Source organism: Paraburkholderia sediminicola (genome assembly GCF_046026855.1).
GTDB classification, from domain to species: domain Bacteria; phylum Pseudomonadota; class Gammaproteobacteria; order Burkholderiales; family Burkholderiaceae; genus Paraburkholderia; species Paraburkholderia sediminicola_A.
This window is the reverse complement of the sequence record NZ_JAQQET010000004.1, coordinates 18,225-31,105: the sequence shown is the minus strand read 5'-3', so window position 1 is coordinate 31,105 and position 12,881 is coordinate 18,225. Positions and strand designations below refer to the sequence as shown.

Annotated in this window: 14 protein-coding genes, 1 tRNA gene and 1 riboswitch; of the genes, 9 read left to right on the top strand and 6 right to left on the bottom strand. The window is 61.0% G+C overall.

All coding sequences use genetic code 11. The annotated features are described in order from the left end of the window. From apeE to PQR40_RS05515, 3 genes are read right to left on the bottom strand one after another with little or no spacing between them, the layout of a single operon-like run. Positions 1-300, bottom strand: coding sequence for an ApeE family acyl carrier protein (gene apeE, locus PQR40_RS05525; RefSeq protein ID WP_408222468.1), 300 nt, complete (start codon positions 298-300; stop codon positions 1-3). Then, positions 275-1,069, bottom strand: a complete 795-nt coding sequence (locus PQR40_RS05520; protein ID WP_408333801.1) for a lysophospholipid acyltransferase family protein — start codon at positions 1,067-1,069, stop codon at positions 275-277. The genes apeE and PQR40_RS05520 overlap by 26 nt, the downstream gene beginning before the upstream one ends. Beyond that, the gene (locus tag PQR40_RS05515; protein WP_408508576.1) at positions 1,053-1,787 is read right to left on the bottom strand and encodes a beta-ketoacyl synthase chain length factor; all 735 of its coding nucleotides are present in this window, start codon (positions 1,785-1,787) and stop codon (positions 1,053-1,055) included. Before PQR40_RS05515 ends, PQR40_RS05520 begins: the two co-directional genes overlap by 17 nt. Positions 1,788-2,380: 593 nt before the next feature. Then, positions 2,381-2,598, top strand: a riboswitch (yybP-ykoY riboswitch). An 11-nt stretch (positions 2,599-2,609) separates the two neighbouring features. On the opposite strand from PQR40_RS05515, the gene PQR40_RS05510 reads away from it, so the two are divergent. After that, a complete protein-coding gene (locus PQR40_RS05510) occupies positions 2,610-3,182 on the top strand; it encodes a TMEM165/GDT1 family protein (RefSeq protein ID WP_408222473.1) in 573 nt (190 codons plus the stop codon). A gap of 125 nt (positions 3,183-3,307) precedes the next feature. On the opposite strand, the gene PQR40_RS05505 is transcribed toward PQR40_RS05510, so the two are convergent. Beyond that, complete coding sequence (locus PQR40_RS05505) at positions 3,308-4,015, bottom strand: DUF4136 domain-containing protein (RefSeq protein ID WP_408508575.1); 708 nt, start codon at positions 4,013-4,015, stop codon at positions 3,308-3,310. Positions 4,016-4,231: 216 nt separating this feature from the next. Between PQR40_RS05505 and pepN the strand changes: the two genes are divergently transcribed. From pepN to PQR40_RS05480, 5 genes are all read left to right on the top strand, one after another. Further along, entirely contained in the window at positions 4,232-6,928 is a 2,697-nt protein-coding gene (gene pepN, locus PQR40_RS05500) for an aminopeptidase N (RefSeq protein ID WP_408508574.1), read from the top strand. A gap of 208 nt (positions 6,929-7,136) precedes the next feature. Then, complete coding sequence (locus tag PQR40_RS05495; protein ID WP_408388511.1) at positions 7,137-7,418, top strand: type II toxin-antitoxin system RelE/ParE family toxin; 282 nt, start codon at positions 7,137-7,139, stop codon at positions 7,416-7,418. Between the two features lie 16 nt (positions 7,419-7,434). Continuing rightward, positions 7,435-7,890: a HigA family addiction module antitoxin gene (locus PQR40_RS05490; protein WP_408334094.1), complete on the top strand. Its 456-nt coding sequence runs from the start codon at positions 7,435-7,437 to the stop codon at positions 7,888-7,890. A 120-nt stretch (positions 7,891-8,010) separates the two neighbouring features. Then, complete coding sequence (locus tag PQR40_RS05485; protein WP_408222480.1) at positions 8,011-9,027, top strand: class 1 fructose-bisphosphatase; 1,017 nt, start codon at positions 8,011-8,013, stop codon at positions 9,025-9,027. A 55-nt stretch (positions 9,028-9,082) separates the two neighbouring features. Continuing rightward, positions 9,083-9,158 (top strand) — tRNA-Thr (locus PQR40_RS05480). Between the two features lie 187 nt (positions 9,159-9,345). Here the strand turns inward: PQR40_RS05480 and PQR40_RS05475 are convergent. Next, positions 9,346-9,546 carry a hypothetical protein gene (locus PQR40_RS05475; protein ID WP_408508573.1) on the bottom strand — a complete coding sequence of 67 codons (201 nt, stop codon included), beginning with the start codon at positions 9,544-9,546 and terminating at the stop codon, positions 9,346-9,348. A gap of 159 nt (positions 9,547-9,705) precedes the next feature. Here PQR40_RS05475 and PQR40_RS05470 point away from each other — a divergent pair, with 159 nt between their 5' ends. Continuing rightward, positions 9,706-9,837, top strand: a complete 132-nt coding sequence (locus tag PQR40_RS05470) for a hypothetical protein (RefSeq protein WP_408333792.1) — start codon at positions 9,706-9,708, stop codon at positions 9,835-9,837. 21 nt (positions 9,838-9,858) lie between these two features. Here the strand turns inward: PQR40_RS05470 and PQR40_RS05465 are convergent, their stop codons facing one another. Next, entirely contained in the window at positions 9,859-10,770 is a 912-nt protein-coding gene (locus PQR40_RS05465; protein WP_408333789.1) for a LysR family transcriptional regulator, read from the bottom strand. Between the two features lie 127 nt (positions 10,771-10,897). On the opposite strand from PQR40_RS05465, the gene PQR40_RS05460 reads away from it, so the two are divergent. Both PQR40_RS05460 and PQR40_RS05455 read left to right on the top strand, forming a co-directional pair. Further along, positions 10,898-12,013: an aldo/keto reductase gene (locus tag PQR40_RS05460; RefSeq protein WP_408508572.1), complete on the top strand. Its 1,116-nt coding sequence runs from the start codon at positions 10,898-10,900 to the stop codon at positions 12,011-12,013. 505 nt (positions 12,014-12,518) lie between these two features. Continuing rightward, positions 12,519-12,668 (top strand): hypothetical protein, encoded by a 150-nt coding sequence (locus PQR40_RS05455; protein WP_028200145.1) that lies wholly within the window; start codon positions 12,519-12,521, stop codon positions 12,666-12,668. Positions 12,669-12,881 lie beyond the last annotated feature (213 nt).

Genomic DNA, 12,881 nt, shown 5'->3' with positions numbered 1-12,881 from the left:
TTAATCCCCTTTTTTTGTGGTTTCGTTCACAGCATGCGCCGTTTCGCGTTGACTCGCGACCAGTGCGGCCAGCGTGCTGATTGAGCGGAAATGTTCGCGGGTGCGTTCGTCGTTCGCTGCAATGGTCAGTTGGTATTGTTTGCGCAGCACGATGCCGATCTCGAGCGCGTCGATCGAGTCGAGGCCGATGCCGTCGGTATCGAACAACGGTGCGTCGTCGTCGATATCGGCCGGACTCAGGTCTTCCAGATCGAGGGCTTCGATCAGAAGCTGTTTAATTTCCAGTTTTAAAGAATCCATAATCGAACAGGTGCTGAGTAATATGTGCTTCGATGGCGCTAGTCACGCTGCGCGCCGCGAGAGACGGTGTAATGGCGTGGTCCGCAAGTTGCTCGACGCCAAGCGGCTCGAGCACGTTCACGCGTATCCGGAAAGCGCGCGCCGGCACGTCGTACCAGCGCATCTGCTTGGTGAACGCCGGCGGATCGCAATCCATCAACACCGGCACGATCGGCGCGCCGACCTTCAACGCCATATGCGCGAAACCGCGTGAAAAGGCGTGCAAGCGGTTCGGTGCCGGGCTGCGCGTACCTTCGGGGAAAATAATCATTGTGTAGCCTGCTGCGAGCTGCCGCGCGCCGGCTTCGACGAGCTCCGAGGGATCGGCATTACTCACGTATTCCGCCGAGCGCACGATTCCCCAGAAACACGGGTTGCCCCAGTGCGCGTTTTTCACCACGCAACAGGCACGCGGCGTGAGCGACAACAGCACCATCACGTCCAGGTACGTCGGGTGATTGGCAACCACGATCGCCGGGCCACCGGCGCGCAATACCTGCGCGCCCGACACTTCGAGTTCCATTACGCCGATGCGCCGCAACACTGCGACCAGCGCGCGGAAGAACCAGTGAATCACGGTCGTCACCACACGCTGACGCGACGCCGGATGCGGCCACAGCCAGGCAAACGGGAACACCAGCACCGAAAACAGCACACCGCAGATGCCGAACACCACGAAGGCCATGCCCGTCGCGCAGAATCGCCAGAGGTAATTAAATCGCGCGTTCATGCAACCTCCAATGCCATGCGGCGCCGGCGCTTTGCCAGACGGCGGGCTGGCCCGTTTCCAGACAATGCAGCAGTGCCTGGCTCTGGCTCGCGAAACTTTCCTCCGTGCCTGACTCGCTTTCCTCGCCCGTGTGGCTTGCTCCCTGCACGTTGTCCGGCCCACCTGCGCCGGACAACGTGCAAACCAGTTGCCCCGCAGTCGCTTCACCGTTCAGCAGGATCGCGATCGCGCCACCCTGCACTTCGTCTTCAATCGTGCCATACGCCGGATCGGCCGGTTCATCAGCGTACACCAGCAGCACTGGCGAGCCGGGCTGTGTGTCGTATTGCGCATATGCCTCCAGCAGCGCATAGCCAAGCGTCTCTGCGCCGGCCGAGATCGCGCTGGCAGCGGAACGGTCGCCGCGCGCGATGCCGAACACGCCCGTCATTGCGTTCAGTACCGACAGACTGAAGGCGGTCGGCGAGACCGGTTCACCCGCGCTGATGGTGCGCAAAATGTCCGTAGTGCGCCGCAATTCGCCGTGGCGTGAAGCAAACACGACCCGCACCTCGTCTTGCGCCACGCAATCATGCGCGACCTTCAGGGCGACTCTGGACAAAGTGCTCAGGCGACGCCGCACGATCGGCTCGATGAAACCGATATCGGGTGCAGCAGTTGCGGCAGCAGGCCAGCTAGACCAGCGAGCGACCGGAATGGTCCAGTGCAGATCGGGCATATCGGTGTTCGCGCGTAGAAGCGAGGAGAGGCTGAGAGCGCCTGACGGAATACCTACCCGTCAGAGCATACGCGCCGCACGGAACAGCAGTCTCCAGCCGGGGGGTCAATCCAATCTTCTTATAGGGTTCAGCGATTTAACGGCACTTGGCCCCGATTATTTAGGCGCCTTTGCCAATTGGTCTGATGGATTGTCTCAGGCTCCCTATGGTCGCCGGAATCATACTGAAGATTGTGGATTAAATCAGCCACAAAAGACGTATCCATCTGTATCCGTATCGCTCGTACGACGGCTGACTGGACAACACCGAAATGCAGGCCCAGCGGCCCTTGCGCAGCGCGTGATCGACCCGCAAAGCCACTTGCGGCGAGCTTCGCAGCCCGACTGGACGTTAATGACTTCCCCCAACACGCACCGATACTTTCATTTAACTTTCGAAATAAGTGTTTCGTTTCGGAACACTTCAATATGCCGGGCGCTATCTGCTGAGTGATTCGCTGCGCGTCGTTCAAATCTCACGCGCAACTTACGGTCGCTTACCGCAGCGCGATTTTTGACGGGTAGCGGTGGCGCGCGGCCACGCCTGCTATACTCCGTCCCTCATTGGGGAGTAGCCGCCCCGCGGCATGTCCGCACCGCTGTCATATGGGTGCGTCGAACGTGCGGTTCGCGGGGGCGCCTGTCAACAAACTTGGCCTTTACGGCCATGGCAGCCGCAGCCTTTGGCCTGGCGAGACTGATGATCCACACACGCCGAAATAGGGCCCGGCGGTGTCGTGGGTCGTCGCTCGTTCTTATCTCGGCCCGGGGAACCAACACACCGTGGATCACGCTTTTCTCATTTCGACCGGAGCGGTCACGCTCGCCGAGATCGGCGACAAGACGCAACTGCTCTCGCTCGTCCTCGCGGCCCGCTATCGCAAACCGATGCCGATCATTCTGGGCGTGCTGACCGCTACGCTCGTCAATCACGCCTGCGCCGGCGCACTCGGCGCGTGGCTCGGCACGCTGCTCACGCCGACCATCATGCGGTGGGCCCTCGCCGCGTCGTTCATTGCGATGGGCTTGTGGATTCTCGTACCGGACAAACTCGACGATGAAGAAGCTAACACCAGCCGCACACATTTCGGCGTATTCGGCGCGACCGTCGTGACGTTCTTCCTGGCCGAAATGGGCGACAAGACGCAGATTGCGACCGTGGCGCTCGCCGCGCGCTTTCACGATTTCTTCGGCGTGGTGGCCGGCACGACGCTCGGCATGATGATCGCCAACGTGCCCGCGATCCTGCTCGGCGACCGCTTCGCCCATCGGCTTCCGACCAAAACTGTGCACGCCATCGCCGCGGTGATGTTCGTGATTCTGGGGACGATGGCGTTGTTCGGCGTCGGGGTTTAAGCGAGATCACTCACGCAGCGCTCACGTCACACGTTGTGCGCGAATGAAAACGGCCCGGCAGGGATGACCTGCCGGGCCGTTTTTTGTTGCGTCGCAGCGGATGACGTTGATCGCGCCGCTCGCGTTTACTGCACGGCCTTCGCACTCGACGCTGCCGCCGGTGCGGCCGCGGGCGCGGCGCCCGTCGTAGCGACTTCGTTCGACGCTCCGCCGTTCTTGTCGACAGGGATCTTCACCGTATGGACCACGCCGTTGCCGAGCGGAAAATCGGCCAGCGCGCTGCGCGCCAGATACGGCATGGCCCTCACCAGCGACGACTCGCCACCCGAGTTGCGCGCCGTCACGTTATAGACCTCTTTGCCACTAGCACGCTCGGTGATTCGCACGCCGAGCAGGTGCGTGAAAATCGGGTAGCTCTGATTCACGTACGCAGTCGGATACGGACCCCATGCACCCCACGGCCCCCACGGATCGAACGACCGGCCCCAGTACGGCGCCGGCCAGGGGTTGTAATACACCGGCTGCGCGACTGTCACCATGTCCGAGCGAATCCCGTAAGACAGTCCGACCAGATAACGCGCCTGGGAAGTGTCGACCTGACGGAACGCGTGCGTGGCAAGTTCGTTGCCGACCAGGCGCTCGTACGTGGTGAGTTCGAGATTGTTCTGCTGATCCGCTGCCCGCGTAAAGGCATACGTACGGGTGGCGTCATTGCCGCTCCAGTCGGAGAACGCCGTGACCTGAGTGGTCACGTAGGTCGTGCAGCCGGACAGCAGCACCGTCAGCGTGGCCAGCAGCAGTGTGGCGCGGCGGGTCCATCGATCGAATTTCATGGTCTACCTCGGGTTGCCTGTTATCGCCAGTCTTGACCGGGTTGGTTTGCGCGCATGCTTTGCTGCGCGTGGCGCGCCCGATAATACGCTGACCTGGCGACTCGGTAAAAAGTTCGCTCCGCACGATCCGCCGAGCCTTTGTACAATGGCTCGACAAGCCCGGCTCGCGCGCCATAAGCACGCGTGACGGCTCGAGTCCCATCACTACAGAACGCCATGGCCGATACCGCAACGCCCAATGTGATCCGCCGCGCCGATTACGCGCCGCCCGCCTTCCTGATCGACACCGTCGCACTGGAGTTCGATCTGATCCCCGAACGCACCGTCGTCAGGAACACGATGCGTGTGCGCCGCAACCCGGACGCATCCCGAGCTTCGAATTTCGAACTGATGGGCGAACAACTCGAGTTCGTCGGCGCCACGATCGACGGCGCCCCATTCGCCAACGCGCATGCGCACGAGCACGGCCTCACGCTCGACAACGTGCCGGATAACTTCGAGCTCACGCTTACCAGCATCTGCAATCCGGCGGAAAATACCACGCTGTCGGGCCTGTATGTGTCGGGCGGCAACTTCTTCACGCAGTGCGAGGCGGAAGGCTTTCGCCGTATCACCTATTTCCTCGACCGTCCCGACGTAATGGCGACCTTCACGGTCACGTTGCGCGCCAGCAAGGCCGACTACCCGGTGCTGCTGTCGAACGGCAATCTGCTCGAAGAAGGCGATCTGCCGGACGGCCGCCATTTCGCCCGTTGGGAAGATCCGTTCAGGAAGCCGAGCTATCTGTTCGCGCTGGTCGCGGGCAAGCTGGTCGCACTCGAAGAACGCGTAAAAAGCGGCTCGGGCAAGGAAAAGCTGCTGCAGGTGTGGGTCGAACCGCACGATCTCGACAAGACGCAGCATGCGATGGATTCGCTGAAGCATTCGATCCGCTGGGACGAGGAACGCTTCGGGCTGGAACTGGATCTGGACCGTTTCATGATCGTCGCCGTGAGCGACTTCAACATGGGCGCAATGGAGAACAAGGGGCTCAACATCTTCAACACGAAGTACGTGCTGGCGAATCCCGAAACGGCAACGGACACCGACTTCGCGAACATCGAGGCGGTGGTCGGCCACGAGTACTTCCACAACTGGACCGGCAATCGCGTGACGTGCCGCGACTGGTTCCAGCTGAGCCTGAAGGAAGGCCTGACGGTGTTCCGCGATCAGGAGTTCTCGGCCGACATGGCGGGCGGCGCGACGGACGAAGCCGCACGCGCCACCAAACGTATCGAAGACGTGCGCGTGCTGCGCCAGATGCAGTTCGCCGAAGACGCGGGGCCGATGGCACACCCGGTGCGCCCGGAAAGCTACGTCGAGATCAACAACTTCTACACGATGACGGTCTACGAAAAAGGCTCTGAAGTCGTACGGATGTATCAGACACTGTTCGGCCGTGACGGCTTCCGCAAGGGCATGGACCTGTACTTCAAGCGGCACGACGGTCAAGCCGTGACCTGCGACGACTTCCGTCACGCGCTCGCTGATGCGAACGGCCGAGATCTCGCGCAATTCGAGCGCTGGTATAGCCAGGCCGGCACGCCGCGCGTCTCGGTACGTACGAAGTACGACGCCGCGCAGCAACGCTACAGCGTGACGCTCACGCAAGGTTATGGTGAAGGCGTATCCGCCGCGCGCGAAACGCAAAAGGGCCCGCTGCTGATTCCGTTCGCGATCGGTCTGATCGGCAAGGATGGCGGCGATCTGCCGCTGCAACTGGAAGGCGAAACCAGGGCTGCGGACTCCACCACGCGCGTGCTGGAATTCACGCAGGCCGAACAGACCTTCACCTTCGTCAACGTCGCGCAGGAACCGCTGCCCTCGCTGCTGCGCAATTTCTCCGCACCGGTGATCGTCGAATACGACTACCCGGTCGACCAGCTCGCGTTCCTGCTCGCGCACGACAGCGACCCGTTCAACCGCTGGGAAGCCGGCCAGCGGCTCGCCACGCGCGAGCTGCTGACACTCGCCGGGCGCGCCGCCACGGGCGTGCCGCTACAACTCGACGACTCGGTGGTCGCGGCGTTCGCCCGCGTGCTGACCGACGAAACGCTCTCGCCCGCTTTCCGCGAGCTGGCGTTGATGCTGCCGTCGGAAGCTTATCTGGCTGAACAGATGGCCGAATCGAATCCGGCTGCCGTACACGCCGCGCGGCAGTTCGTGCGCAAACGCCTCGCGAATGCGCTCAGAAAAGACTGGCTCGCCGTGTACGAAAAGCACCGCACGCCAGGTGCCTATGAGGCGACGCCGGAGGCATCCGGTCATCGTGCGTTGAAAAACCTGGCGTTGTCGTATCTCGCGGAACTGGACGATCCGGCTGAAACCGTGCGCCTCGCGTCCGCGCAATACGACTCCGCCAACAGCATGACCGACCGCTCGGCGGCGCTCTCGGCGTTGCTCAATGCATCGGCGGCGAATGGCGGCAGCGTGGAGGCGCAGCAGGCGCTGGACGACTTCTACCGGCGCTTCGAAAAGGAACCGCTTGTCATCGACAAATGGTTTGCCTTACAAGCCACGCAACGCGGCAGCGCACAGCGTCCGGTGATTGAAATCGTGCGCAGGCTCATGGCGCACCCGGCATTCAACCTGAAAAACCCGAACCGCGCGCGCTCGCTGATTTTCAGTTTCTGTGCGGCGAACCCTGCGCAGTTCCACGCCGAAGACGGCTCGGGCTACGCGTTCTGGGCTGATCAGGTCATCGCGCTCGACGCCATCAATCCGCAAGTGGCCGCTCGCCTCGCCCGCTCGCTGGAACTGTGGCGCCGCTTTACGCCGACGCTGCGTGACGGCATGCGCGCGGCGCTGGAGAAAGTGGCGTCGCAGGTGAAATCGCGCGACGTGCGCGAGATCGTGGAAAAAGCGTTGGCGTGATGCTCATCTGAAAGCGCTTCGCGCATCGAAAAGCCGGCACGCGTTGCCGGCTTTTTTTCGTCCTGAATTTCGCCATCAATTTCGTCATGAGGCGACGCGCGGACGTCAACGTTAGCCGACTGGACGACTGTTCGTATCGGCTCGACAGGGCGAAAGTAAACGTACTCATTTAACGGTTTACGTTTAACGCATCGCGTTATATCATCCCATGATCACGACATTCGGCGACAAGGCTACAGCGGCAATCTTTCAGGGCAAGTTCGTGCATTCGCTACCGCTTCACATGCAGGCGCTCGCACGCCGCAAGCTGTCAATGATCGATGCCGCCGGATCTATCCGCAACCTGCATGCGCCGCCTGGTAACCGGCTCGAAGCCTTGCAAGGTCAGCGCAGCGGGCAGTGGAGCATTCGAATCAACGCCCAGTGGCGCATCTGTTTTCATTTTGTCGACGGAGAAGCGCTGAATGTCGAAATTGTCGACTATCACTGATTATTGGGAGACCGGCATGGTCATCAAACGCTCCGATCTGGACAGCATCGATTTCACCGACATCGACACGGGCGAAAGCATCCCGGAGATCCATCCGGGAGAGATTCTGCGATACGAGTTCCTCGAGCCGCTCGGCATGTCCGTCAATGCGCTCGCACTTGCGCTGCGCGTGCCGGCGCCACGCATCAACGACATCGTGCGTGGCAAGCGCGCCATCTCGGCTGACACCGCGCTGCGGCTCGCACGCTACTTTGGCGCGAGCGCGCCGTTCTGGCTGAATCTGCAGATCGCCTACGACCTGCGCGTCGCCACCGCAGCCGCCGGCGAACAGATCGAACGCGAGATCGAGCCGATGCCCAAGGCGAACCGGCCAAAAATGCCGAAAGTCCCAGCCGAACACGCCCGTGCCGCAGCGCTTGCCGCCCGCCTCGCCGGCACCGTCACTGCTATTAAGGCTCGCCGCAAAGCCTGAATTTCATGGGTCTTTACAGCGCTCAGCAAGACGAACGCACGCCCTTGCACCTCAAAAGCACGGAACCGACACAGCGAGCGGTTAAAATCGAGATATTCCTCAAGCCCCCGGAGTACAGCAATGGCTTTGCAACGTCGTACCACTCTCACGAAGTACCTGATCGAGCAGCAGCGCGAAACCAACAACCTGCCGGCCGACCTGCGCCTTTTGATCGAAGTTGTCGCGCGCGCGTGCAAGGCGATCAGCTACCACGTCAGCAAGGGCGCGCTGGGCGACGCGCTCGGCACGGCGGGCAGCGAGAATGTCCAGGGTGAAGTGCAGAAGAAGCTCGACATCCTCTCGAACGAAATCCTGCTCGAAGCAAATGAATGGGGTGGCAACCTGGCGGGCATGGCGTCCGAGGAAATGGAACAGTTCTTCCCGATCCCGGCCAATTACCCGAAGGGCGAATACCTGCTGGTGTTCGATCCGCTCGACGGCTCCTCGAACATCGACGTCAATGTGTCGATCGGCACGATCTTCTCGGTGCTGCGCTGCCCGGACGGCCAGCAGCCCACCGAACAGTCGTTCCTGCAACCCGGCACCCAGCAGGTTGCGGCAGGTTATGCGGTGTACGGCCCGCAAACCGTACTGGTGCTGACCACCGGCAACGGCGTGAATTGCTTCACGCTCGACCGCGAACTGGGTTCGTGGGTGCTCACGCAAAGCGATATGCGCATTCCGGTTGAAACGCGTGAATACGCGATCAACGCTTCGAACGAGCGGCACTGGTATCCGCCGGTCGAGAAATACATCGGCGAGTTGAAGGCCGGCAACGACGGTTCGCGCCAGAGCGACTTCAACATGCGCTGGATCGCGTCAATGGTGGCCGACGTGCACCGCATTTTGAACCGCGGCGGCATCTTCATGTATCCGGCGGACAAGCGCACGCCGGATAAGCCAGGCAAGCTCCGCCTGATGTACGAGGCGAACCCGATGGCGTTCATCGTCGAGCAGGCGGGCGGTGCCGCGACCAACGGCGAGAAGCGTATTCTGGACATCCAGCCGAAGAGCCTGCACGAGCGTGTGGCGGTATTCCTCGGTTCGAAGAACGAAGTCGACCGCGTCACCCGCTACCATCTCGAAACAAAAAAGTAATCGCCAGGGCTTGCCAAGTTCCTAAAAAAGTCCCTATAATCTCGTTTCTCCTGATGCCGGAATAGCTCAGACGGTAGAGCAGCGCATTCGTAATGCGAAGGTCGGGGGTTCGATTCCTCTTTCCGGCACCACAAGATTCAAGCAAAAAGCCCAGTCCTCGTGACTGGGCTTTTTGCTTTCTGTTACCTGCCTTCTGCTAATCCTTGCGCCTGTTTTCTGAAATCCTCGGAGGCGCAACTACCTCCGTCCCGGTCAACGCCGACTGCCGTTACTTCAACGCCAACTCTGCCCGCACTAACCCACCACGGTTGCCCCATCTCAATCGCCAAAATCCAATCGATCGGATCGCGCGGTCACGCCTAGATTGCGCACAACTAGAGCGTCTTCAGCGATCACGTTCTCAGGCGGCTTCATGCCATACGCCAACATCGCTTCCTGCGGTGCTGACGCAAACCACAATATCCTGCCGGCACACTCGATTCCGACCTGGCGTCCTTTCCAATAGACAGCGTTTTCCATGGCGAACTCTCAGAAGGGCTAAGACAGCCATCTTCCGCGGCAGACCTGGCGCGACCGTTATCCACCGCACCGTGCGCCGCAGATAGCTTCTTCAATGATAGGCGGCGGCTCGCGCGTTGACCGACCTGGCATCAGGTGACGATGTTTTGGCGTGAGGAAATGAGCATACGGTTCGTCAACATGGACGCCATCCGCAATCGCTCTGCTGTGGCGAGCGGTCCGCCGACTGAAGATGCGCGCACCAACGAGAGCCGCTCAACGACCTATCTGAGGCAACGGCTCGCAGCATGAAGCCGAAGCAACCCGCGAGGTCTACCGAACCCCACGCTTCTCCTTCAGGAAATCGATCAGCGCACGCAACTTGAACGGCATCTGCGCACGGCTCGTCGTGTACAGATAAAAACCAGGAAAGCTCGGGCACCACGCGTCCAGCACACGCACCAACCGGCCATCTTCGAGTTGTTCGTCGACGTAATCGTCGATCACATGCAGGAGACCCACGCCCTGCTCCGCCGCCCGCACCATCGTGTGCAGATCGTTGGTGACGAGGCTCCCACGTGTCTCGACTTCAAACACGCGCGACGGATCGTCGGGCGGTGCGAACTCCCATCGATAGATGCCACCGCTCGTTGAGAAGCGGTAATGCAGGCAATCGTGAGCTGAGAGATCGGCAGGCGTCACCGGCGCTGGATAGCGTTCGAAGTATGCTGGCGAGCCGGCTACGACAATGCGGATCTCCCCACCCAGCGGTACCGCCACCATGTCTTGCGCTACCCGTTCGCCGAGCCGGATACCCGCGTCGAAACCTTCGCCGACCATATCGGCGAAACCATCGTCGAGTGTCAGGTCGAGACGGATCTGCGGATAGCGGCGCGTGAACTCGACCAGATGCGGCAGCACCAGCAACTCGCTCGCGACCCTCGGCAAATTGATGCGCAGCGTGCCGGCGGGCTGATCGCGGGTTTCATCGAGTGCCTCGAAGGCCGCCTCCAGATCACCCAGCGCAGGCAGCACGCGCGCGAGAAACTGCGCGCCAGCCTCTGTCAGAGCGACACGCCGGGTGGTCCGGTTGAACAGGCGCACGTTCAGTTGCATCTCGAGCGAACGGATGCTTTGCGAGAGCGCCGATGCCGTCACACCGTTTTCAGCGGCCGCGTGTGTGAAGCTGCCGTGGCGCGCCACGCACGCGAACGCCATCAACGCCGGCAACTGGGCTGGGTCCATCGTGACCTCCATTATTAAGTCACACTTCACAATCCTTGCAGACAAACGGCATTTTCCCAAGTAAAAAATCGGCGCACGATAGCTCCATCGATTCAATTCTTCCCGCCTGACACGCCAGGAGACTGATATGACGATGGACCGCTACAACCTGCTCGGCCGCTCAGGCCTTCGCGTGAGCCCGATCGCACTCGGCACGATGACCTTCGGTACCGAATGGGGCTGGGGTGCCGACGAACAATCAGCGCAACGTCTGTTCGACTTGTATGTGGAGACCGGCGGCAACTTCATCGATACCGCCGACCTGTACACCGAAGGCACCAGCGAAAAATGGCTCGGCAAATTCGTTGCGGCGCGCGGTCTACGCGACCGGGTCGTGATCGCCACCAAATACGGCTACAACGCCGAGACCGGCAATCCGAACGCGGGCGGCAACCATCGCAAGAATTTGCTGCGTGCGCTCGACGGCTCGCTCAAGCGTCTGGGCACCGACTACATCGATCTCTATTACCTGCACACGTGGGATCGCGTCACGCCCGTAGACGAAGTGATGCGCGCGATGGACGACGCGGTGCGCGCTGGCAAGATCCGCTACGTCGGCCTGTCGGATACGCCCGCGTGGTTTGCCGGGCGCGCGCAGACACTTGCCGACTGGCGCGGCTTCGAACCGGTCGCGGCGATGCAGCTCGAATACTCGATGATCGAGCGCAACGCCGAAAACGAGTTCGCCGATCTCGCCGCCAATCTGGGCATGGGGCTCGTACCCTGGAGTCCGCTGGGCATGGGGATGCTGTCGGGCAAATACCGTCCTTCGCAAGGCGCGGCGGCAAGCCATGCCTCCGGCAACGGGCGCCTCGCGAGCATGGCCAGTGCGCCGCCGCCGGGATTCGACAAGCTGACCGAGCGCAACTTTCGCATCGTCGCGGAACTGGAGGTCGTTGCAAATCTGGCAGGGCGGCCGATGGCGCAAGTCGCGCTTAACTGGTTGCATCAGAAGCGCGGCGTGTCGAGCATCATTGTCGGCGCAACCCGGCCGGAGCAGTTACAGGAGTCGCTCGGCTCGCTCGATTTCACGCTCGCGCCGGAGTTGATCTCACGGCTCGACGCCGCCTCGGAACCTGCCCGTCCGTTCCCGTACTACATGTTTGCCGACGGCCATCAGGCGCGGATTCACGGACAAGTCGAAGTCGCCAACAAACCCGCGGCCTACTCCCTACCCGTGAGAATTCCGGCGCCAAACGCGTAACCCCCCCCCCGCGAGCGCCGCGCTTCGTCCAGAGCGCGGCGCGTTTTACTTGCGAAAAATATGTCGAAAAGTATTCTCGTTCGTCAACGAAGTGGCGCAATCGTTCGTTTACAAATAATTAGGGGGCTGAATGAACGTGCTAAACCAATCGGTAATTAACGAACGTTCGGCCTAACGCAGAGAAAATCCTGCCAATGCGGCAGTGCACAAAAATCGCAGTGATTTGTTCATATCAACACCAATGAACAGGCGGTACCGTGATGCAACGGAGATAATCCGCTGAGGTATGCTGGGTAAGGCTGAGAAGGGAACGGCGGGGATATGGGACTGTTTCGATTGGCTACGGCGAATTCAGTTGTGCACAGTCAACCGGTAAATTCTATTCAAACATTCTGTTCCCATGTCGGCCTGTACCGTTAAAGCAACAAACAACATGTGAGCCGCATCAGACACTGGTGTAAAACGGGGACCGAGGCAGATAATCGGTTTGTAAAGGAGAGAGATCATGGATGCCAAACCACCGAAGATTCCGACCCCGGATAAAGTTTTTAGTCCGGATCCGGAACCCGCTGGCGTCGAGTTTCTGGGTGCCGAACTGCCTGAGCATGTTCGCGCATTTTTCGACGAACAACGCAAGTCGTGCGACTCGAAGTAATTGTGCAGTGGCGCGATGCAGCATCAGCGTCCGCGCGTCCGGCGCGCGGCGCATGTTCTCACGCGCCCCTACGATTGTCTTTTGCCGATTTCGCGGCGCGGGTTACGCCGGCCTGATCGCGGCGCCTGGCTTACGCAGCCCGGCGCATTGATAGCGCGCGTCTCCGACGGGCGTCTTTAAATATCCCCTGGTAGTTTGTTTTCCGATCGCTCA

Coding starts and splice junctions, on each gene's coding strand:
- apeE (WP_408222468.1), bottom strand. CDS start 300: ATGGATTCTTTAAAACTGGAAATTAAACAGCTTCTGATCGAAGCCCTC.
- PQR40_RS05520 (WP_408333801.1), bottom strand. CDS start 1,069: ATGAACGCGCGATTTAATTACCTCTGGCGATTCTGCGCGACGGGCATG.
- PQR40_RS05515 (WP_408508576.1), bottom strand. CDS start 1,787: ATGCCCGATCTGCACTGGACCATTCCGGTCGCTCGCTGGTCTAGCTGG.
- PQR40_RS05505 (WP_408508575.1), bottom strand. CDS start 4,015: ATGAAATTCGATCGATGGACCCGCCGCGCCACACTGCTGCTGGCCACG.
- pepN (WP_408508574.1), top strand. CDS start 4,232: ATGGCCGATACCGCAACGCCCAATGTGATCCGCCGCGCCGATTACGCG.
- PQR40_RS05495 (WP_408388511.1), top strand. CDS start 7,137: ATGATCACGACATTCGGCGACAAGGCTACAGCGGCAATCTTTCAGGGC.
- PQR40_RS05490 (WP_408334094.1), top strand. CDS start 7,435: ATGGTCATCAAACGCTCCGATCTGGACAGCATCGATTTCACCGACATC.
- PQR40_RS05485 (WP_408222480.1), top strand. CDS start 8,011: ATGGCTTTGCAACGTCGTACCACTCTCACGAAGTACCTGATCGAGCAG.
- PQR40_RS05475 (WP_408508573.1), bottom strand. CDS start 9,546: ATGGAAAACGCTGTCTATTGGAAAGGACGCCAGGTCGGAATCGAGTGT.
- PQR40_RS05470 (WP_408333792.1), top strand. CDS start 9,706: ATGAGCATACGGTTCGTCAACATGGACGCCATCCGCAATCGCTCTGCT.
- PQR40_RS05465 (WP_408333789.1), bottom strand. CDS start 10,770: ATGGACCCAGCCCAGTTGCCGGCGTTGATGGCGTTCGCGTGCGTGGCG.
- PQR40_RS05460 (WP_408508572.1), top strand. CDS start 10,898: ATGACGATGGACCGCTACAACCTGCTCGGCCGCTCAGGCCTTCGCGTG.
- PQR40_RS05455 (WP_028200145.1), top strand. CDS start 12,519: ATGGATGCCAAACCACCGAAGATTCCGACCCCGGATAAAGTTTTTAGT.